The organism is Vibrio sp. 1CM24A (assembly GCF_023161725.1).
Taxonomy (GTDB): Bacteria; Pseudomonadota; Gammaproteobacteria; order Enterobacterales; family Vibrionaceae; genus Vibrio; species Vibrio coralliirubri.
Genome location: NZ_JALNTS010000009.1, coordinates 38,925 through 60,394, shown reverse-complemented (window position 1 = coordinate 60,394; position 21,470 = coordinate 38,925). Strand labels below are relative to the sequence as shown.

Sequence of the window (21,470 nt, the reverse complement as noted above, 5' to 3'; positions counted from 1 at the left end):
AGAGAACACAATTATGACTAAGCAAACTGTTGTTGTTGCACTCGGCGGTAACGCCCTACTTCGTCGCGGTGAGCCGTTAGAAGCCGATGTTCAACGCCGTAATATTGAAACAGCGGTTAAAACCATCTCTGAAATCGCGAAAGTGTACAACGTGGTTCTAGTACACGGTAATGGCCCACAAGTTGGTTTACTGGCTCTGCAAGGTTTGGAATACAAAAAAGTAAATCCATATCCGCTAGATGTGTTGGGCAGTGAGACTCAAGGCATGATCGGCTACATGCTGATGCAAGAGTTCAAGAACTATCTGCCTAACCGCAACATCTCGTGCATGTTGACGCAAATGACCGTTGATCCAAACGATCCTGCATTCGCAGATCCAACTAAGCCGATTGGCCCGATCTATGAAGAAGCGGAAGCGCGTGAATTGGCGGAGAAATTCCACTGGATCGTCAAACCAGACGGCCAACACTTCCGTCGCGTTGTGCCAAGCCCACGCCCTACAGGCATTGTTGAGCACGAAGCGATCACCCAACTTATCGATGCAGGCCACCTCGTAATTTGTACTGGCGGCGGCGGCATCCCAGTGAAAAAAGAGAACGGCAAATTAGTGGGTGTTGAAGCAGTTATCGACAAAGACATGTCAGCGGCTTTCTTAGCGAAACAACTGGATGCGGATGCGCTGCTTATTTTGACCGACGCGGACGCTGTTTACCTTGATTGGGGCAAACCGACTCAACACGCACTGCGCAGCACTACACCAAGTGAACTGGCGCAATTCGAATTTGATGCAGGCTCAATGGGGCCAAAAATTGAAGCGTCGTGCGAATTCATTCAGCAAGGCGGCAAGGTTGTAGGTATCGGTGCACTCGAAGATGGTTTGCAAATCCTGCAAGGCCAAGCGGGCACCAATATCACCAGAGGTTAACGCACTAACAAGCATCTATAACCTAGTAAAAACAGAATTAAACGAAACAAACAGAACCGAACAAATTTAACTTAAAAATTGAATCGCGCTTTCTTGAATTTTCTTTCCCTGTAACAAGAAAGCGCCTAAATCTAAGAAGGAATACATCATGGCTTTTAACCTACGCAATCGTAACTTCCTAAAACTACTAGATTTCACTCCACGCGAAATTCAACACTTGTTAGATCTTTCTATGGAGCTAAAAAAAGCGAAGTACAACGGTTACGAACAGCCAACACTGACTGGCAAAAACATTGCGCTTATCTTTGAAAAAACCTCAACTCGTACTCGCTGCGCATTTGAAGTTGCCGCATTCGACCAAGGCGCTCGAGTGTCTTACTTAGGCCCATCTGGCTCTCAAATTGGCCACAAAGAATCAATGAAAGATACCGCTCGCGTTCTAGGCCGTATGTACGATGGCATTGAATACCGCGGCTTCGGTCAAGAAATCGTTGAAGAGCTCGGCGCTTACGCTGGAGTTCCAGTATGGAATGGTCTGACTGACGAATTCCACCCAACACAAATCCTAGCTGACTTCCTAACCATGACGGAATACGGCCGTGGTAAACAACTGCATGAAATCAGCTTTGCTTACCTAGGTGATGCTCGCAACAACATGGGTAACTCTCTAATGGTTGGCGCTGCGAAAATGGGTATGGACATTCGCCTTGTTGCTCCAAAACAATTCTGGCCACAAGAAGAGCTACTGGCTCAATGTCGTGAAATCGCAGAACACACTGGCGGCAAAATCACGCTAACAGAAGATGTTCAAGAAGGCGTGCAAGGTTGTGACTTCCTATACACCGACGTTTGGGTATCAATGGGCGAAGCAAAAGAAGCATGGGCTGAGCGTATTAACCTAATGATGCCTTACCAAGTGAACATGGAAATGATCAAAGCAACAGGCAACCCACATGTGAAATTCATGCACTGCCTACCCGCTTTCCACGGCGAAGATACAACAGTCGGCAAACAACTTGCTGCTGAATATCCGCAGCTTAAAGATGGCGTAGAAGTGACGGATGAAGTGGTCGAGTCTGAATACTCAATCGTGTTCGATGAAGCAGAAAACCGCATGCACACCATCAAAGCAGTAATGGTTGCGACACTAGGCAGCTAATAAATTTAAAAGTTACGAAGTTAAAAAGTTAAGCACGCACTTGTTCGCAATACATTGACAAGCTAAGTGCAATAACAGGGAAATGCGGGTGGCGTTCTTGGGATTTTGACCTTGGATAAAACCCGCATTTTTTTTCATGTCCTTGAAAAGATTATTACCTGAAAAAGCCTGAGATTCGCAGTTCCAACAAAGGCTTAAATAGAAGCTAGAAATCGATACTATTTCGCATAAAAATCCATTAAATGAATACTTTACAGAAAGTATTGCATGGCCTTTTTATCTGAGTATAATCCTCCGCAATTTGTCTAAAGAGAGCAAAAAATGAACCGCAATTCTGTCGCACATAATTGTCAAACTACACGCCAAAGAGTGGCGTTGGTGTCATTTTTATTTTGCTCTATTGATCGTTTCGAAGCCTCCTATTTTTAGGGGGCTTTTTTTTTGTCCGCAATTTGACTGTATGCATAGAAAAAGGAAGACCCGTTATGGCGCATTCGTTATTTAACAAGCACATCATCTCCATTCCAGAGCTCTCTCGTGATGAACTGGAGCTTATCGTCGATACTGCCGCAAGACTCAAAGCAGAACCAAATCCAGAGCTGCTGAAAAATAAGGTGGTGGCGAGCTGTTTCTTTGAGCCGTCAACTCGAACTCGCCTTTCATTTGAAACCGCAGTTCAACGCCTAGGTGGCACGGTCATCGGTTTTGATAATGGCGGTAACACATCGCTGGCGAAAAAAGGCGAAACACTTGCCGATTCGGTGCAGGTTATCTCTTCTTACGTTGACGCCTTTGTGATGCGCCACCCACAAGAAGGCGCAGCACGTTTAGCCTCTGAGTTCTCTAACGGTGTACCAATTGTGAATGGTGGCGACGGTGCCAATCAGCACCCAACACAAACCTTGTTGGATCTGTTCTCGATTTACGAGACGCAAGGCACGCTCGACAACCTCAATGTGGCATTCGTTGGTGACCTAAAATATGGCCGTACCGTACACTCATTGACGCAAGCACTATCAAAATTCAACAACGTGCGTTTCTTCTTTATCGCGCCAGAAGTGTTAGCGATGCCGGATTACATCTGTGAAGAACTGGAAGAGATGGGCATCCAATACAGCACACATAGCAGCATTGAAGAAGTGGTGCCTGAGCTTGATGTTCTGTACATGACTCGCGTACAGAAAGAGCGCTTTGATGCGTCAGAATACGCGCACATGAAATCGGCTTACATTCTAACAGCCGATACCCTGAAAGATGCACGCCAAAACATGAAGGTGCTTCACCCACTACCACGTGTCGATGAAATCACAACCGACGTAGATAAAACGCCACACGCTTACTACTTCGAGCAAGCTGAAAACGGTGTGTATGCTCGCGAAGCCCTATTAGCCCTAGTTCTAAACGACACTTTATAAGCAGGAGAAACAGTCATGGTTAAACAAACTCAGCTACAAGTAGAAGCTATTCGTAACGGCAGCGTCATTGACCACATCCCTGCTCACCTTGGGATCAAAATCCTCAAGTTGTTTAAATTGCACAAGACCGAGCAGCGCATCACGATGGGATTAAATCTGCCATCATCAGCGCTGGGACACAAAGACCTAATCAAGATTGAGAACATCTTTTTGACTAAGGAACAAGCCAACCAATTGGCTCTGTACGCCCCGCAAGCGACGGTCAATCAGATTGAAGAGTACAAGGTGGTGAACAAGCTAACATTAGTGCTGCCAGACCAAATCAACAGTGTCTACTCTTGCCCGAATAGCAACTGTATTTCACACGGAGAGCCAGTAGAAAGCAGCTTTAAAGTGCAGCTAAAACAGGAAAACGTGCAGCTAAAATGTCACTACTGTGAAAAAGTATTCTCTCGCGAGATCATGAGTGAAATTCGCTAACCCTTAGCGCCATTATCACGGTCTCCAAAGCACCCTAATACCGATGGATATTTATGCCAAACTTGGAATAAATATCCATTTAACAAAAGAATAAAACTCCAAAATAGAAGCAATTAACTAGAATTTTATTTGGTGATCCCCTTCAAAAAGATAACTATCCTTTAGTGGTAGACTCAATGGATAGACGATCATACATCACGCATACCTTCCCTCTTTATTTCGGGATTCATCGGTAAGCCCTATTTAACAATCGTACTCTACGGCTTTGGGAGTACGCTCGGCGCTATGGACAAGCGATAACCACATGTTGACCTTAAGGAGTTGTTCATGAACCCAATCACTGAGCACGGTTGCTTGTATTCAGCTGAAGATAAAACACTGACTGCAGCGTGCAAACGCTTACTACAACAACAAAGCTTCTCGACCCAAAATCAACTGCGAGAGAAACTCGTCGATATTGGCTATACAGGTATCAGCCAATCGACCGTATCTCGTATTTTGTCACAGCTTGGCGTGGTAAAAATTCAGAATGCTTGTGGTAAAAAGGTTTACTGCATCACGGTTGAAAGTGCACCGGTTCGTGTCGATGCATCCATCTCATCGCAAATCGAATTCATCACTCATAACCAAGCGATGGTCATCGTAAAAACTCATCCAGGTTGTGCGCAATTAGTCGCAAGATTAGTTGATATCGACCCACACACCGAGATTATCGGCACCGTTGGCGGCAATGATACTGTGCTCATCATTCCAAAAGATACGATGAATATTGATGCTTGCGAACAAGTCGTAAAAGCACGCTTGGGTGTTGCCTAAATGTCTCTTTGGCAAGCGCAAGCAACTCAAGTTGAACTACAGATCCACTCTCGGTTACCCAATAAAATCGCTATCCCGCCTTAGGGGATATTTGTTTGCCGATGAAACTAATAGCAAACTATTACGGTCTGATTGAGTTAAGATACCTTCAACTCCATTTTGATGACTAAATAGTATGCGACGACTTGCCACATTACTTTTTGTTTGTGTTTCCCTATTCACCCAGCCTGCGTGGGCGCTATTTGGAAACGACAACGCCGAGCCAAGCTTCGGAGGCAATAACAATGGTTTTGTCCCTGTAGACCAAGCTTTCCCTTTCAATTACTACCAGCAAGACGGCAAAGTCCTTCTCGACTGGCAAGTAAAAGAGGGCTACTACCTCTATCAACATAGCCTCTCGTTCACCGGGCAAAATCTCGCTATCGGTAATGTTGAATTAGAAGATGGTAAGCCACACCAAGATGAATTCTTCGGTGAAGTGAGCATTTATACTCAGCCGTTATTCGTGCAAGTTCCTCTACAGAGTTACCAAGATGGCTCACAGCTGATCGTTAAGTATCAAGGCTGTGCGGACGCAGGGTTCTGCTACCCACCAGAGATTCGTGTCATCGACATTGAACCTTTCACAGCAACAGGTTCTGCTAATTCGCAAGGTAGTGACTCACAAGCTTCATCTTCTGCTAGCAACGAGACCGATGTTTCTACGCAACCAACGTCTCCGAAAGCAGACGTTGTAAGTAACACGACTCAACAGCCAAATGCCCCTGTTTCAAAAGAAGCAGGCTTAGCCGATAAGCTCGGTGACAGTTGGTGGACCCCTCTATTATTCTTAGCACTCGGTGTTGGTTTAGCCTTTACGCCGTGTGTACTGCCTATGTATCCGATTCTAACGGGTATCGTTTTAGGTGGTGGCAAGCTCAGCCAAGGTCGCGCGCTGATGCTGTCCTTTATTTACGTACAAGGCATGGCGTTAACCTACACCTTATTAGGTTTAGTGGTTGCTTCAGCAGGCATGCAGTTCCAAGCCGCTATGCAGCACCCTTACGTGCTGATCGCGCTGAGTGTTCTGTTCGTGGCGTTAGCAATGTCGATGTTTGGCGTTTATAACCTGCAACTGCCAAGCAGTATTCAAACTTGGCTCAACAATCAAAGCAATAAGCAGCAAGGTGGCAATACCTTGGGCGTGTTCGCGATGGGTGCTATCTCTGGCTTGGTGTGTTCACCTTGTACCACGGCGCCACTGTCAGGTGCGCTGCTGTATGTGGCTCAGAGTGGCGACCTATTTACCGGTGCGATTGCTCTGTACGCGTTAGCGATGGGTATGGGTATCCCACTGATTTTGGTGGCAGTGTTTGGTAATAAGCTATTGCCTAAAGCGGGCAGCTGGATGGACAAGGTGAAGATCGTATTCGGCTTTATCTTGCTTGCCGCGCCTATCTTCCTGCTAGAGCGAATCATTCCTGAATTGTGGGCAACCGTGCTTTGGTCTGGCCTTGGCTTCATCGCCTTTGGTTGGCTTTACCACAGCAAGAATGCACTGCCATTTGGTGGCTGGAAGCAAAGCGCTGTGGGCATCATTGCGATGCTTGGCCTGTTCGCATCAGCTCAACCTGCACTCAATTACTGGTTTGCAGAAAAGAGCGTAACGGTAGAACAGCACATCCAATTTGCGCGCATCAACACGGTTGAAGAGTTAGAAATCCAGCTCATCGAAGCGAAGAAACTCGGTAAGCCTGTGATGCTCGACTTCTACGCCGATTGGTGTGTGGCGTGTAAAGAATTCGAGAAGTACACCTTCCATCAAGCTGATGTGGAAAACAAGCTTTCTGACTTCGTACTGCTACAAGCCGATGTAACGAGAAACATGCCTCAAGACATTGAACTGCTTAAACAATTACAGGTACTTGGTTTACCGACGATTGAGTTCTGGGATGGCGAGGGTAACCATGTTCCAAATGCTCGTGTAACCGGTTTTATGCCTGCCGATGTATTCTTAGAACACATGCAAAACCACCAGCTATAACGGCAATATTCACTAAAATATAAGCCGAATCGAAAGCCGTACCGCCTCTCCGTAACGAGATGGCAGTGCGGCTTTTTTGCTATTCAGAGTAACGCTTTCTTAATCCGGGGATAAAAGTCGATATGGTTCAGACTTTTAATGCATAGATATTGTCCACATACTCAATCAGGATGATAATAAATATTAACTAAATTGTTAAAAGTATGAACGTCATGGACTCGACCTATACCATCATCATTGCTGATGACCACCCTCTCTTTCGCAACGCCCTGTTTCAGTCAGTTCATATGGCGATCAGTGGTGCGAACCTGCTTGAGGCCGATTCTCTCGATGCCTTACTGACTCTGCTAAAGAAGGAAGACGAGCCGGATCTATTACTGCTCGATCTGAAAATGCCGGGTGCAAACGGCATGTCAGGCTTAATTCAACTGCGCGCTGAATACCCAGACTTACCGATAGTGGTGGTCTCTGCCAGTGAAGATGCCAGCGTGGTCACTCAGGTGAAGAGCCACGGTGCCTTTGGCTTTATTCCTAAGTCGAGTGATATGCGTGAGTTGGTGAGTGCACTGAATCAAGTGCTGAATGGCGATCCGTTCTTCCCTGAAGGGCTTATCACCAATAATGCAGCGTGTAGCGACCTTGCGGAAAAGATTTCCACACTGACGCCTCAGCAGTACAAGGTATTAGGGATGCTTTCTGACGGCTTGCTTAACAAGCAAATCGCGTATGAATTGAATGTTTCGGAAGCGACCATCAAAGCACATATGACGGCCATCTTCCGTAAACTGGATGTGAAAAATCGTACTCAAGCGGTTATCTTGCTACAAGAAGTCCACAATTAAGCTTCACTGATATCCTCTTCTAAAGTCGTCTTCGGTAAACATAAGCCCAACCTGACGACTTTATGATCATCTATCTCTGCAACGACCCAAGTGATGTCATGCCACTCGAAGCTATCGCCCAATACAGAGTGTGCGCCAAGCTCTTGAGCAACCAATTGTTTTAGCGTCATTTCTCGCTCTTCTTCCGAGCCAAGTTCAATACCATAACAATCACTCACTGCCGCAACTGATAGCTCAACATCCAAGAAGAAGTCACCAAAGAATCGTGCAGCTTCTTCTGCTAGAGGCGCCTCACTGAACAACGAACTTAAGCTGTCCAAATCTTTGTCTTGACCAAGCACGCATAAGATATCGTTCGCCTCTAACACGGTACTGCCTGATGGGTGAAGCATGGCATCTTGTCGAAACAGTGCCGTAATGCGCGTCCCTTCTGGCATAGATAAGCGTTTAAGCGGCTCGCCGACACACCACTTCTCGTCTTTCAATTTGTAAACAAACATCTCCCACTCACTGGTCGGATAAATTTCCATACCAGTACGAGAAATCGGCGTTGGCGTCGGTGGTAAAGTCACTTGAGCGAGTCTTGCAACTTTCATCAAGCTACCACCTTGAACAATCAGCGAAACCATAACCACGAAGAAGGCGATATTGAAATACAGCTGAGCATTGGGCAGGCCAGCCATCATCGGGAATACCGCTAAGATGATTGGTACTGCACCACGCAAACCTACCCAAGAAACAAACCAGCGTTCTTTGGTGGTAAAGCTTCTGAACGGCAGTAAACCCAACCAAACCGACAGCGGACGAGCAAACAAAATCATACCGAAAGCCAGTGCTAGCGCAGGCAGAGCAATGTCCATCAACGTTGATGGCGTCACCAATAAACCCAGCACCAAGAACATCACGATCTGGCTTAGCCACGTCATGCCATCAAGAACATTAAGAATAGAGTGTCGAGAGCGCGTCGGACGGTTACCAATGAACAGGCCTACAAGGTAGATCGATAAGATACCGCTGCCGCCAAGCATGTTAGAGAACGCAAACAGCGCCACACCACCACTGAGCACCAAAATAGAGTAAAGGCCGTCAGCCAGTTGCACTCGATTGATAAGACTCCATAGAAGCCAACCACCGCCAATGCCGACAAGGGTGCCGATACCAAACTGCATCGCAAAGCTTTTCAGTAGGAAGTTCATCCCCATTTCAGCATCAGGCGTGCCCAGCAGCGCAATTAAGGTCACCGTTAGGAACACCGCCATTGGGTCGTTGGTGCCTGATTCAATTTCTAGGGTTGAGCCAACACGCTCATTGAGGCTCTGCCCTTTCAGCAAAGAAAATACCGCAGCCGCATCGGTCGAGCCCACAATCGCGCCAACCAAGATGCCCTGCATCAATGACAAATCGAACAGCCACGCGGCCATTAAACCAGTGAGAGTCGCGGTACATGCCACGCCTATTGTCGCGAGCGAGAGAGACGGCCAAAAAGCGACCTTAAAACTCGCGACCTTGGTTCGCATACCGCCATCAAGCAAGATCACAGCAAGCGCAAGGTTACTCACCAAGTAAGTGAGTGAGTAATCATCAAAATTAATGCCACCGGGTCCATCTTCACCGGCTAGCATGCCAACGAAAAGGAAGATCAAAAGAATAGGAACGCCCAAGCGAGAGGACACTTGCGAAAAAAGCACACTGATAGCGATGAGCACCGCACCAGTTAAAAATAAGTGGTTAATAGTTATTGCGTCCAATTCGTCCCCCCAAAGAATAAAACCCGAGCTTTAAGCATGTTGATCTTCTGCCGTTAAGCAAGGCGCGGTCGGTAAAAGTGCCGCTGATACTATAACAAACTTATGTTTCGCTTCGTGTCATATGCAGGACTAAATACCGTTTCTCGGTCATTTAGTTGTTAAATTTTATGACTCGCATACTAATTCATGCGCTTTTGTTAGACCTTAGGCTAATTTAACAACATTGTAACATCACATTTTTCTATGGTTATGTCTTCCAACGCCCATATTTCAGTGAATTAGCGCTAATAGTGTCCCGACTAAAGTTGCACAGATCCCTTTACTTATCCTTGCTACATTCTAAATCGTAACATTGCGTTAACACAACCATTTACAAAAACGGTTTCTACGAAAACGGAATAAAGGAGAAGGCAATGGCGTTCGAATCTACGGAACATGCTCAAGCCTACTGGAAGGAAAACTTGGGAATTATGGGAACACTGCTCGCGGTTTGGTTTGCAGTGTCTTACGGCGCTGGCATCTTATTTGTGGATGCCCTCAATACCGTTCAGTTTGGCGGGTTCAAGCTAGGATTTTGGTTCGCTCAGCAAGGTTCGATATACACCTTCGTGGCGCTGATATTTATTTACGTTGTTCGCATGAATGCGCTCGACAAAAAATACAACGTACAGGAAGACTAGAGGCTAGAACATGGATATTCAAACTTGGACGTTTATTCTCGTCGGTATTACTTTCGCGGTATATATCGGCATCGCAATCTGGGCTCGTGCAGGGTCTACGAGTGAGTTCTACGTTGCTGGCGGTGGCGTACACCCAGTGGCAAACGGCATGGCGACTGCCGCTGACTGGATGTCGGCAGCGTCATTCATCTCAATGGCAGGTATCATCTCATTCGTTGGTTACGACGGTGCGGTTTACCTAATGGGTTGGACAGGTGGTTATGTACTACTTGCGCTATGTTTAGCACCTTACCTACGTAAGTTCGGTCAGTTTACGGTTCCTGATTTTATCGGTGAGCGTTACTACTCGAAAACAGCCCGTATGGTAGCGGTATTCTGTGCAATCTTCGTATCGTTTACGTACGTTGCAGGTCAGATGCGTGGTGTAGGCGTTGTATTCTCTCGTTTCCTAGAAGTCGACATTAACCTAGGCATCATCATTGGTATGGGTATTGTGTTCTTCTACGCAGTGCTTGGTGGCATGAAAGGCATCACTTATACGCAGGTAGCTCAATTCTGTGTCCTCATTTTCGCCTTCCTTGTTCCAGCAATCTTTACCTCAATCATGATGACAGGTAACCCACTTCCACAAGTTGGTATGGGCTCTACGTTATCAGGTACGGATGTTTACTTACTTGATAAACTGGATGGACTCACCGAAGAACTCGGATTTACCGCCTATACCGAAGGTAACAAGAGCATGGTGGATGTATTCTTTATCTGTGCGGCTCTAATGGTCGGTACAGCAGGTCTTCCACACGTGATCATTCGTTTCTTCACTGTACCAAAAGTACGTGATGCTCGTATCTCAGCGGGTTGGGCTCTACTGTTCATCTCATTGCTATACACAACAGCACCAGGTGTTGCAGCATTCGCTCGTGTAAACATGATCGAAACAATCAACGGCCCTGACATGCAAGGTGTCGCAGCAGCAGACGCACCAAGCTGGTACAAAAACTGGGAAAGCACTGGCCTAGTAGGTTGGGAAGATAAGAACGGCGATGGAAAAATGTTCTACTCGGGCGATGAACGCAACGAGATGAAGATTAACCGTGACATCATCGTATTGGCTTCTCCAGAGCTAGCGAAACTACCAAACTGGGTTGTAGCACTGCTTGCAGCCGGTGGCCTAGCAGCCGCACTATCAACTGCCGCAGGTCTGCTACTGGTAATCTCGACGTCGATTTCACATGACTTGTTGAAGAAAGGCTTCAGACCAAACATGACCGACAAGCAGGAGCTGTTAGCCGCTCGTTTGGCAGCTATGGTCGCGATTGTAGGTGCAGGTTACTTGGGGATTAACCCACCAGGCTTCGTAGCACAGGTAGTAGCTTTTGCCTTCGGCTTAGCCGCAGCATCCTTCTTCCCAGCGATTATCCTAGGTATCTTCTACAAGAAGATGAACAAGGAAGGCGCAATTGCAGGTATGTTGTCAGGTATTGCCTTCACAGCAAGCTACATCATCTACTTCAAGTTCATTAACCCAGCAGCAAGCACACCTGAAAACTGGTGGTTTGGTATCAGCCCAGAGGGCATCGGTACGCTAGGTATGTGTCTAAACTTTGTAGTATCAATTGCAGTGAACAAAGTGACCGCTGAAGTTCCAGAAGATGTACAAGAGATGGTTGAGAACATCCGTTACCCGAAAGGTGCAGGTGAAGCTCACGACCACTAAGCACAACCACTAACAAAGATGTTTAGCAAAAAATGAATCAGTGCTTACATTGTAGGGATTAGGTACTGACTCCAGAAAGCCGATACTTTATGTATCGGCTTTTTCTTTTTCTGCTCACTTTATAAAAAGAGAAACAAAGGGTTGTTTTTAAAATCTCATTTGATAATAATTATCATTAACATCCAATAAAGAGATCCAGATGATGATGAAAGAGCAGCAGGTTCTCTATTCGAGGTTTTACAAAGCACAGGATCGCTTTGCTTCATTAGAACAAGTTCAAGGCCATGAGCCGTTTGTAATTCGAGAGTATATCGAATGTGCACTCACGCTTTCGGCTTACTATGAAAAGCATGCCGCTCAAGAAAACATCTTGTTGTGCGAGCTGTATCTACGCCAAGTTTTCTTTCATTTGATTGAAGCGATTGAGTCGCCTGAGCGCAGTTTCGCCTTTCGTCATATCTGCCTAGACTCTATTCACTCACCACTATTTTATTTGAAGCGCCACTACTGCCAGCAACCTCAAGGCCAAGCGCGTTTTTTGAATCTCAGCCAAACACTACAACAAGTCCAAGCCCCACTTGGCTAACAAGGATAGAACATGACCCTACAATTTCGGATTGAAAAAGACAGCATGGGCGAAGTGAAAGTCCCTGCCGATGCGCTATACCAAGCACAAACTCAGCGTGCAGCGGATAACTTCGCGTTTAGCTCGCACAAGATGCCGACCAGTTTTATTCAAGCACTGGCGTTAATTAAACAGGCAGCGGCAGATACCAATGCTCAGTTGGGTCTACTGGAGGGTGATATTGCCAATGCGATAGCCGAAGCCAGCCAAGAGATCATTGAGGGCAAACACCTCGATCAATTCCCGATCGATGTTTACCAAACCGGTTCTGGTACCAGCTCCAACATGAATGCCAACGAAGTGATTGCTACGCTTGCCTCAAGAAGCTTACAAGGCGACGTGAACCCCAATGATCACGTCAACATGGGCCAAAGCAGTAACGATGTGGTGCCAACAGCAATTCAAGTGAGCATTGCTTTGATGGCAGAAAACAAGTTGTTACCTGCATTAACTCACCTTTCTGAAGCACTCACTATCAAACAGCAGGAACTTGCGGAGGTCGTGAAGACAGGTCGCACCCATCTAATGGATGCGATGCCAATGACCTTTGCTCAAGAGCTAGGTGGTTGGAAATTTCAGATAGAACACGCTAAGCAAGCAATAGAGAACACCCTGCCCGCTATCAAGGCTTTAGCACAAGGTGGCACTGCGGTTGGAACAGGGATCAATGCTGACCCACGCTTTGCCGATAAGTTTGCGAGTAACCTGTCTCAATCGACAAAGATCAGTTTTAGCTCGAGTGAAAACTTCTTTTTTAACCTCAGCAGTCAAGACGCGATCGTTGCGCTCTCTGGTCAGCTCAAAACTGCAGCAGTTGCGATCATGAAGATCTCAAACGATCTTCGCTGGATGAACTCTGGTCCGTTGGCTGGCTTAGGGGAAATTGAATTACAGGCGCTACAACCAGGCTCATCTATCATGCCTGGAAAAGTAAACCCTGTAATTCCAGAAGCAGCGGCTATGGCGGCGGCGCAAGTCATTGGCAACGACACCACCATTACCGTAGCTGGACAATCAGGTAACTTCCAACTGAATGTGATGCTGCCAGTGATTGCTCATAACGTTCTAGAAAGCATTGAGCTGTTGGCAAATAGCTCAGTCGCTTTAGCGGACAAAGCCATCGCGACCTTCACGGTACGCCAAGACAATCTTGATTTGGCACTGTCAAAGAACCCAATTCTAGTGACCGCACTTAACCCTGTGATTGGCTACTTAAAGGCGGCTGATATTGCCAAGAAAGCTTATAAAGAAGGCCTACCAATTCTGGATGTAGCAGAAAGAGAAACCGATCTTAGCCGAGAAGAGCTCAGCAAGCTGCTTGATCCAACCACACTGACACAGGGTGGCATTGCGGGTTAGTTATTGAATTAACAAGCGAATAGTCATCCACAGAAACAAAAAAGGCCTCACCTGAGGCCTTTTTAATCTCTAAGAGTTAATTAAACTAACTCACCCGATTCAAGACCGCTCTTAACTTGAGTGGCTTCACTGGCTTGGCAATAAAGCTAAAGCTGTTGGCCTTTATCGCTGCCAACATGTCATCGGTTCTATCGGCACTGATGATGACCCCTTCAAAAGAATCTCCAAGGCGCAAGCGACACTGCTGTAATACTTCGAGACCCGTTCTGCCATTATCCAAACGGTAATCTGAGAAAATGACATCTGGCAGCCAACCTTCATCTAGGCACTGCAAACTTTCGACCAGATCAACCGCCGTCTTAACCTCACAGCCCCAGCGGCCAATCAGGTTTTCCATGCCGACTAAGATTTCTCGTTCATTGTCGACACACAATATCTTCAGATGTTCGATGTCACTGGTCGCCATTGGCGTCGAAGCTTGCACAACTGGAGCCACTTTTTCCGCTCGAGCTAAGGTGATAGAAAAGACACTGCCTTGGCCCGGCCATGAGCGCATCGAAATTTGATGGCCAAGCACATGAGCAATACCTTTCGAGATAGCCAGCCCTAACCCCAATCCTTGATCGGCTCGCACTTGGCTGCCACGAGTAAACTCTTCAAAGATCTCTTGTTGCTTGTCTTCATCGATACCGGTTCCGTTATCCCACACATCGATTCGAACCTGTCCATTCACTCTTCTCGCACCCAGTACCACTTTCCCTTCCGGGTTATAGCGGAACGCATTGGTCAAAAAGTTCTGAATCACACGCCTTAACAGCTTAGGGTCAGAGTGAATGAACAATGACGATGGAATCATCTTAAACTCAATTTTCTGTTGTCTCGCTAAGGCACTAAATTCCGCATTTAAGTTGGTTAGCACATCGTGCACGGCAATCGCGTGAATGTTGGTTTCTAACTTTCCGGACTCCAATCGAGAGATATCCAACAAGTCACCAATCAAATCTTCTGCGGCGCCAAGTGCACTCTCGATGTGAGATGATAATTGCTTCACCTCTTGCTCTTTTGCTACCTCAGAAAGTGACGAAGCAAATAGACGTGCGGCATTGAGTGGCTGCATCAAATCGTGGCTGACCGCGGCTAGAAAACGACTCTTAGATTGTGATTCTTGATCCGAAATCTGCGTGGCTTTTACCAAGCGATGATTGAGTTTTTCGAGCTCTTGAGTTCGCTCATGCACTCTCGATTCCAAGCTTTCATTGGCATCTTTTAGGGCTTGCTCTGCTTGTCGGAATACAGTGATGTCGGTAAAGCTCATCACAAAACCACCACTTGGCATTGGGTTACCTTGCACCTCAATTACTCGGCCATCAGGACGAATACGAGAAGAGGTGTGTCGAGTGCCTTGCTCAAGGTGATAAACACGGCGACGAACGTGATCTTCTGGGTCACCCGGACCACACAAACCCTGTTCGGCATTATGGCGAATCACATCGGAAATGGGTCGCCCAACCTGAATCAAACCCGCAGGAAATTCAAACAGCTCTAAGTAACGTTGATTCCACGCCACCAGCCTCATCTGTTTATCGATCACGGCAATGCCTTGGCCAATATGTTCAATCGCGCCTTGCAGTAAACCACGGCTGAAGTCGTACAGTTCCGAAGCTTCATCCACGATGGTCGCGACTTCTTCAAGCTGCATGTTTCTTCCTTGCAAAGCGGAAGTGAGCACTAACTTAGCAGACGAAGCACCGAATACTCCGGCGAGTACGCGCTCTGCGTGTCGAATCAAACTGGCAGGCGCTTGTTGATTGGGAAGCAGCGGTTGCCCGTGTTGTTGCCAATAGCTGTGTAAGGCACTTTTGGCACGCTTACGACCCACAAAACGCGACGCCAACATCTCTAATTCAGCGACTGTCACACGGTTCTGATAGAGGCTGATATTCTCGTTTTCAGGCAGTGGCGTACCAACAAATGCCGCTGATTGTAAGCGCTCACTTAAGCTTGGTCTGGTCGTCATCGAAACCACGGCATAGCACAAGGTATTGAGCACAATACTCAGCACAATTCCCCAGTTTGAGCTGCTGATATCCCAACTGCTGAGCAACTCTGGCGGCGTAATAATCCACAGTAAAAGGTTACTTTCACTGTCGCCTGCCAACATACTGGTTTGGCTCATCAAGGTAATCAGCCAAATCAACGAGCCCACCATTAAGCCGACATACACGCCCTTGCGGTTACCCGGGCGCCAGTACAAACCACCAATAAGTGCGGGCGCGAATTGAGCAATCGCGGCAAAAGAAAGAAAGCCAATCGCTGACAGAGAGTGAATGGTATCGAGCGCCTGATAAAACAGCCAAGCACCCAATAACAGCAGTAAAATTAGCCCACGGCGAATCACCAATAACAGGCCAGAAAAGTGTCGATGGGTTCTTTGGGTTAGGCGCATACGGCGCAGTAACAGTGGCATTACTAAATCGTTCGACACCATGATCGCCAAGGCGATGGTCGAAACAATTACCATGCCGCTCGCAGCCGAAGTACCACCAAGGAAAGCCAGCAAAGCAATGTGATTAGCGCCTTCTGCCATTGGCACACTGATCACGTAGGTATCCGCAGGCATGCCAGTAAGTAGCCCTTGTCCTGCCCAAGCAATTGGTAGCACGAACAGTCCCATCAAAATCAGGTAAAGCGGAAACAACCAGCGAGCGGTATGAAGGTCTTGAGGACGTTCGTTCTCTACCACCATGGTATGGAACTGGCGTGGCAAACAGACAATCGCCAACATGGTCAAAACGGTATGAATAATTAAGGTCGGAATATTGGGTGATTCGTAGGTGGAAGCCGCCACATCAAGCAGGTCGATTTTGTCGCTGCTCATCGCCAGATACATGATGAACAGGCCAACGATCAGGAATGCCGCGAGCTTAACGATGGATTCAAACGCCACCGCCATCATCATGCCACGGTGATGTTCTGTGTTATCGATATGCCTAGTACCAAACAACATAGTAAAAATGGCCAAAGCACCGACCACAAACCAAGAGACGTGATAGTCCTGATAACCGAAGTCAGCCGCTAGGTTGGGCGCAACAATATCCAACCCCATGGTAATACCACGCAGTTGCAGAGCGATATAAGGAAGGATACCGACCACGGCGATAACCGTCACCGCCACAGCTAAGCCCTGAGATTTTCCGTAACGAGCCGCGATAAAGTCGGCAATGGAGGTGATGTGCTCCCGCTTCGCAATCAGGATCAGCCGCGCCAAGATCCGCCAGCCTAGTGTAAAGACCAGAATCGGGGCGAGATAAATGGGTAAAAAAGACCAAGGGTTATTGCTCGCCTGCCCGACCGTTCCATAGAAGGTCCAAGAGGTACAATACACGGCAATCGAAAGGCTATAGATCCACGGACGCCAACGCGATAGCCAACGAACCTGCCTGTCTCCATACCAAGCGATCAGAAATAACACGCCCAAGTAGGCTAAAGAGACTGGAATTACTATCCATCCTTGCATTGAAAACCCTTTTTTCATCCATAAAAAAACCTCTCCATAAGGGAGAGGTTTCATTTAACTAAGGATGGGTGATTAACTCAATCGCATCGCTTAAATTCTGTGCTTTAGACTCTAATTATCAGCATTTGCTGTGAGATTCTGACTGTTCCGAATCTGATTGATTAATCTCAATCACTGAACTTCTTTCATCCAACTTGATGAACAGAGCAAGTGCACCCATTGCAGCCATACCCCAGAAGATATTTGCGCCCCAAAGCTCATAACCCCAGCCACTTAAGGTGGTCATCAGTGCAATAAAGGCACCCAATGGAATCGCGTTATACAGGGCTTGTAGCGCAACCATCTTGTTTTGTTCTTCAGATTGGATGTATTGAATCGCGGCGATGTGTGCCATAGCAAAGGTCACACCGTGCAGCAACTGCACCATAACCAATGCGAAAATCGCTGTCGTTGATGCGGTAATACCCCAACGCGCCATCACCCCAATAGCCGCGACGACAAACAAAGTACGCAGTGACCAACCTGAGAATAATCGCTTGCTCAGAGCAAATACGGCCACTTCAGCAACAACACCTAAACTCCACAAGTAACCGATGATCGCTTCTGAGTGACCCGCTTCTTTCCAATAAATCGCACTAAAACTGTAGTAAGCCGCATGACTACCTTGCAGCAGCGCCATCAAGGCTAAAAATTTTACCACTGACGACTCACGCAGCAGTTCACCTAGTTTTGGTCGCGCCGCTTGTTGCTCAGATTGCGTTACTGGCATCACGTTAGGATTTCTCATCGCCAGAATCAATGACAACAACATGCCCGCAAGTGCAGTATACAAAATCATGTCGGTGCCAAATTGTGCCACCAAATAGCCAACAACCGTTGAACCTGCGATAAAGGCAATTGAACCCCAAAGGCGAGTTCGGCCGTAGTCGAGCATTTTCAAACGACTGTAATGGTTAGCCATCGCATCAGAAAGAGGAATGATCGGCCCACAACAGAGGTTAAACAGTACCGTTGCCAACAACATCAGTACAAAACTGCCACCAGTGAAGAAGTGGAAGCCGACAAACAGCAGCGCAGCGAAACTCAAACAGCGTAGCGCTGGCATCAAGTGTTCCACTTTATGGATACGCGGCGTAATCACTAAGTTGGCCACACAACGAGTCGCAAAGCCGATACCAATCAATACGCCAATATCACCAGCAGACACGCCTTGGTCTTCAAACCACAACGCCCAAAATGGCAAATACACGCCATACGCAAAAAAGAAACCAAGAAAATACTGAGAGATCCAGCCATAGGGTGAAGGGCTAAACATAAATGACCTATAAAGTGTGCGGAAAAAGGCAACACCAATTATGCCTATCTCGCATACGATGAAAAAGGGAATTATTATTGGGATAGTATTCCCATATTCAGTGGGTCTGAATATCGCATTTCCACAAGAGATTTCACGCTCATTAATCCCCACACTCGCATTTAGACTAAAGTCGTCTGGAGCTTCGCTGGTATTTTGTCAGACTGATAAAGACTCCCATTTCTTCTTGTGATGCTTATGCCTGACAAATTTAATATGCAGCACCCACCCTTCGATAGCCTGTCCGACGCCGAACAGTTGAAGCTGCGCTCTTCATTAGACGTGGTGTATTACCGATCCCAAGAAGTGATACTGGAAGCTCAAAGGCCGAGCCGACACCTGCACATTTTGATCAAAGGGGCTGTTGAAGAGCGCGCGAGCAGTGATGGTGAGATTTACGCACACTATGCCAATGACGATATTTTTGATGTTCGAAGCCAGTTTGAACCTCACACCAAACACCAATATATCGCACTCGAAGATACATTAAGTTATCTGCTGCCCACCGATATTTTTCTTGAGCTTTACCACGCCAATGGCCAATTCGCGGCCTACTTTGATAGCAACCTCTCGACAAGAAAAGCTTTGATAGAAGCCGCCCAGCAGCAACAGAATCTTGCCGAGTTTATATTGACCAAAGTGGATGACTCTATCTATCACCCACCACTGATACTTGAACCAAACCAACCGATCAACCAAGTCACTCAAACCCTTAAAGAACAAGGCTTAGACTCGGCCCTAGTTCATTTGGAACATAATGTTCCAAAAGCTTTTGGATCATCATGTTCCTTGCCGTATGGAATCGTCACTCGAACCAATTTATTGCATGCTGTGATGCTCGATAATTTCCCACTGGATGCGCCTGTCGGTGAGATCGCAACGTTTCCGGTGATGCACGTGAACCAAGGCGATTTCTTATTTAACGCCATGATTACCATGACCAGAAATCGAGTAAAAAGGTTGATGGTTTGTGATGGTAAAAATGCGGTTGGCATGGTGGATATGACACAGATCCTCAGTGCATTCTCCACACACTCCCACGTTCTTACTTTGCGTATTGCGCGCGCCACCAGCGTTGAAGAATTGGCAATGGCCTCTAACAAACAACGTCAACTGGTCGAGAGCTTGCTCAGTAATGGGATTCGCACACGCTTTATCATGGAGCTGATTTCTGCGGTCAACGAACAGATCATAGAGAAGGCTTTTGAGTTGGTTATCCCACCTGCACTGCATAATCATTGCTGCCTAATCGTGTTGGGTTCCGAAGGCCGTGGCGAACAAATTCTCAAAACCGATCAAGACAACGCGCTAATAATTCAAGATGGTTTGGAGTGGCATCAATGTCAAAGTGCCATGAACGACCTCACCCATACCCTTCAACAATTGGGTTACCCACTGTGCCCGGGCAACGTAATGGTCAACAATCCGAAATGGGTGCATTCAGAACAAGAGTGGAAACAAACCCTCACCCATTGGGTAAAAAAAGCCACGCCAGACACCGTGATGGATATTGCGATCATGGCAGATGCACACGCTGTGGCGGGGAATAGAGAGCTATTAAAACCAGTCAAACAGCACCTCAGTGATTTAATGCTCGGACAAGAATTGATTCTGACGGAGTTCTGCCGCCCAGCGCTGAACTTCTCGGTCCCCCTCACCCTATTTGGCAATGTGAAGCAATCCAAGTCAGGGCTCGATATCAAACAAGGTGGTATTTTCCCTATCGTGCATGGTGTGAGAGCACTTTGTCTTGAGCATGGTGTCACCGTAAACAACACCTTCGAACGCATTGAGCAACTGGTCAGCAAGAAAGTGCTTGAGCAAAGTACTGCCGATAATCTCAGTGAAGCACTCAAGCAATTCTTTAAGTGGCGCTTAACCCAAAGGCTTTCTCAGCAGCACAGCAGCAACAAGATTAACGTCAAACTGATGGAGCGAGCAGACAGAGATCTGCTTCGTCATAGCCTGCACGTGGTGAAGAAATTCAAGCAATGGCTCGGCTACCACTATCAGATACGGGATTAGGCGATTGAACGATGAATAGGTTGGTTCGCTATTACTGGCATCACAAGCTCAAAGGCTCTCTCTATCAGCCTCTGTTTACTGCGCCTATTGATCATGAATATGTATCGCTCGATTGTGAAACCACCAGCCTAGACCCCAATCAGGCAGAATTGGTCACTATTGCCGCGACCAAGATCATCGGTAACCGAATCATTACCAGCCAACCTTTTGAAGTCCGATTGCGCGCCCCGCAATCGCTTGATTGCAATTCAATAAAAATCCACCGCATTCGTCATCAAGATCTAAAGCATGGCATCGAAGAAAAACAGGCTTTAATCGAGCTACTGAACTTCATTGGAAATCGTCCTTTAGTCGGCTATCACATCCGCTATGATAAAAAAATTCTCGACCGCGCCTGTTTAAAACAACTTGGATTTCCACTGCCTAACCGATTAGTCGAAGTGAGCCAACTCTACCAAGACAAACTCGAAAGACAGCTGCCCAATGCCTATTTTGATCTCAGTATGGACGCCATCTGTCGCCAACTCGATTTACCTATCCCGGTAAATAAACATGATGCATTACAAGACGCTATCTCCGCTGCGCTGATCTTTGTGCGCCTGAAACATGGTGACCTGCCCCGTTTCAACTCTTCTTATTCTTAATTCAACCACTGGCGCTTCACATAGAGAGCAACATCTCAAAATTGAACTTAACTCGCTATTTTGTAAGTGAAAAGCAGCGTCTCATCCTAAAGTCTAATTGTGGAAATCGCCGTCCTAGTCGAGAGTGATAACACAAAGACGGTT

The 21,470-nt window shown here is 46.9% G+C and carries 16 protein-coding genes; 13 read left to right on the top strand and 3 right to left on the bottom strand.

The window, feature by feature from the left end:
• The first annotated feature begins 13 nt into the window (after window positions 1-13).
• The 7 genes from arcC (at window position 14) to MSG38_RS19100 (ending at window position 7,660) form a co-directional block, all read left to right on the top strand.
• Complete coding sequence (gene arcC, locus MSG38_RS19130) at window positions 14-925, top strand: carbamate kinase (RefSeq protein ID WP_048612384.1); 912 nt, start codon at window positions 14-16, stop codon at window positions 923-925.
• Window positions 926-1,073: 148 nt separating this feature from the next.
• Entirely contained in the window at window positions 1,074-2,084 is a 1,011-nt protein-coding gene (locus tag MSG38_RS19125) for an ornithine carbamoyltransferase (RefSeq protein ID WP_017063666.1), read from the top strand.
• Between the two features lie 485 nt (window positions 2,085-2,569).
• Window positions 2,570-3,499 (top strand): aspartate carbamoyltransferase, encoded by a 930-nt coding sequence (gene pyrB / locus MSG38_RS19120; protein ID WP_004729720.1) that lies wholly within the window; start codon window positions 2,570-2,572, stop codon window positions 3,497-3,499.
• A 15-nt stretch (window positions 3,500-3,514) separates the two neighbouring features.
• On the top strand, window positions 3,515-3,979 hold the full coding sequence (gene pyrI, locus MSG38_RS19115; protein ID WP_048605441.1) for an aspartate carbamoyltransferase regulatory subunit: 465 nt from the start codon (window positions 3,515-3,517) through the stop codon (window positions 3,977-3,979).
• Between the two features lie 327 nt (window positions 3,980-4,306).
• Window positions 4,307-4,795, top strand: a complete 489-nt coding sequence (locus MSG38_RS19110; RefSeq protein WP_017063664.1) for an arginine repressor — start codon at window positions 4,307-4,309, stop codon at window positions 4,793-4,795.
• 175 nt (window positions 4,796-4,970) lie between these two features.
• Entirely contained in the window at window positions 4,971-6,818 is a 1,848-nt protein-coding gene (locus MSG38_RS19105) for a protein-disulfide reductase DsbD (RefSeq protein WP_248402413.1), read from the top strand.
• A 212-nt stretch (window positions 6,819-7,030) separates the two neighbouring features.
• Complete coding sequence (locus MSG38_RS19100; RefSeq protein WP_048605445.1) at window positions 7,031-7,660, top strand: response regulator transcription factor; 630 nt, start codon at window positions 7,031-7,033, stop codon at window positions 7,658-7,660.
• Here the strand turns inward: MSG38_RS19100 and MSG38_RS19095 are convergent.
• Entirely contained in the window at window positions 7,657-9,408 is a 1,752-nt protein-coding gene (locus MSG38_RS19095) for a potassium/proton antiporter (protein ID WP_048612387.1), read from the bottom strand. The two genes, MSG38_RS19100 and MSG38_RS19095, sit on opposite strands and share 4 nt — an antisense overlap.
• A 413-nt stretch (window positions 9,409-9,821) precedes the next feature.
• Here MSG38_RS19095 and MSG38_RS19090 point away from each other — a divergent pair, with 413 nt between their 5' ends.
• The 4 genes from MSG38_RS19090 to MSG38_RS19075 all read left to right on the top strand — a co-directional run bounded on the left by MSG38_RS19090 (window position 9,822) and on the right by MSG38_RS19075 (window position 13,786).
• Window positions 9,822-10,088, top strand: a complete 267-nt coding sequence (locus tag MSG38_RS19090; protein WP_010435433.1) for a DUF4212 domain-containing protein — start codon at window positions 9,822-9,824, stop codon at window positions 10,086-10,088.
• 10 nt (window positions 10,089-10,098) lie between these two features.
• Window positions 10,099-11,802 carry a sodium:solute symporter family protein gene (locus MSG38_RS19085; RefSeq protein WP_065677172.1) on the top strand — a complete coding sequence of 568 codons (1,704 nt, stop codon included), beginning with the start codon at window positions 10,099-10,101 and terminating at the stop codon, window positions 11,800-11,802.
• Window positions 11,803-12,001: 199 nt separating this feature from the next.
• A complete protein-coding gene (locus tag MSG38_RS19080) occupies window positions 12,002-12,388 on the top strand; it encodes a hypothetical protein (protein WP_081090254.1) in 387 nt (128 codons plus the stop codon).
• A 12-nt stretch (window positions 12,389-12,400) separates the two neighbouring features.
• Window positions 12,401-13,786: a class II fumarate hydratase gene (locus MSG38_RS19075; RefSeq protein WP_248402412.1), complete on the top strand. Its 1,386-nt coding sequence runs from the start codon at window positions 12,401-12,403 to the stop codon at window positions 13,784-13,786.
• Window positions 13,787-13,871: 85 nt separating this feature from the next.
• Here MSG38_RS19075 and MSG38_RS19070 read toward each other — a convergent pair whose 3' ends face one another.
• Window positions 13,872-17,303: a PAS domain-containing hybrid sensor histidine kinase/response regulator gene (locus MSG38_RS19070; RefSeq protein WP_061039573.1), complete on the bottom strand. Its 3,432-nt coding sequence runs from the start codon at window positions 17,301-17,303 to the stop codon at window positions 13,872-13,874.
• A 118-nt stretch (window positions 17,304-17,421) separates the two neighbouring features.
• The gene (locus tag MSG38_RS19065; protein WP_248402411.1) at window positions 17,422-18,618 is read right to left on the bottom strand and encodes a 3-phenylpropionate MFS transporter; all 1,197 of its coding nucleotides are present in this window, start codon (window positions 18,616-18,618) and stop codon (window positions 17,422-17,424) included.
• 231 nt (window positions 18,619-18,849) lie between these two features.
• Here MSG38_RS19065 and MSG38_RS19060 point away from each other — a divergent pair, with 231 nt between their 5' ends.
• Together MSG38_RS19060 and MSG38_RS19055 are read left to right on the top strand one after the other, a co-directional pair.
• Entirely contained in the window at window positions 18,850-20,682 is a 1,833-nt protein-coding gene (locus MSG38_RS19060) for a DUF294 nucleotidyltransferase-like domain-containing protein (protein WP_248402465.1), read from the top strand.
• Window positions 20,683-20,693: 11 nt separating this feature from the next.
• Entirely contained in the window at window positions 20,694-21,326 is a 633-nt protein-coding gene (locus MSG38_RS19055; protein ID WP_017062708.1) for a 3'-5' exonuclease, read from the top strand.
• Window positions 21,327-21,470 lie beyond the last annotated feature (144 nt).

Bases quoted from the DNA above. Each gene is read 5' to 3' on its own strand.
- pyrB (WP_004729720.1), top strand. From the start codon at position 2,570: ATGGCGCATTCGTTATTTAACAAGCACATCATCTCCATTCCAGAGCTC.
- pyrI (WP_048605441.1), top strand. From the start codon at position 3,515: ATGGTTAAACAAACTCAGCTACAAGTAGAAGCTATTCGTAACGGCAGC.
- MSG38_RS19125 (WP_017063666.1), top strand. From the start codon at position 1,074: ATGGCTTTTAACCTACGCAATCGTAACTTCCTAAAACTACTAGATTTC.
- MSG38_RS19065 (WP_248402411.1), bottom strand. From the start codon at position 18,618: ATGTTTAGCCCTTCACCCTATGGCTGGATCTCTCAGTATTTTCTTGGT.
- MSG38_RS19075 (WP_248402412.1), top strand. From the start codon at position 12,401: ATGACCCTACAATTTCGGATTGAAAAAGACAGCATGGGCGAAGTGAAA.
- MSG38_RS19085 (WP_065677172.1), top strand. From the start codon at position 10,099: ATGGATATTCAAACTTGGACGTTTATTCTCGTCGGTATTACTTTCGCG.
- MSG38_RS19090 (WP_010435433.1), top strand. From the start codon at position 9,822: ATGGCGTTCGAATCTACGGAACATGCTCAAGCCTACTGGAAGGAAAAC.
- MSG38_RS19110 (WP_017063664.1), top strand. From the start codon at position 4,307: ATGAACCCAATCACTGAGCACGGTTGCTTGTATTCAGCTGAAGATAAA.
- MSG38_RS19080 (WP_081090254.1), top strand. From the start codon at position 12,002: ATGATGATGAAAGAGCAGCAGGTTCTCTATTCGAGGTTTTACAAAGCA.
- MSG38_RS19105 (WP_248402413.1), top strand. From the start codon at position 4,971: ATGCGACGACTTGCCACATTACTTTTTGTTTGTGTTTCCCTATTCACC.
- MSG38_RS19070 (WP_061039573.1), bottom strand. From the start codon at position 17,303: ATGCAAGGATGGATAGTAATTCCAGTCTCTTTAGCCTACTTGGGCGTG.
- arcC (WP_048612384.1), top strand. From the start codon at position 14: ATGACTAAGCAAACTGTTGTTGTTGCACTCGGCGGTAACGCCCTACTT.
- MSG38_RS19055 (WP_017062708.1), top strand. From the start codon at position 20,694: ATGAATAGGTTGGTTCGCTATTACTGGCATCACAAGCTCAAAGGCTCT.
- MSG38_RS19100 (WP_048605445.1), top strand. From the start codon at position 7,031: ATGGACTCGACCTATACCATCATCATTGCTGATGACCACCCTCTCTTT.
- MSG38_RS19060 (WP_248402465.1), top strand. From the start codon at position 18,850: ATGCTTATGCCTGACAAATTTAATATGCAGCACCCACCCTTCGATAGC.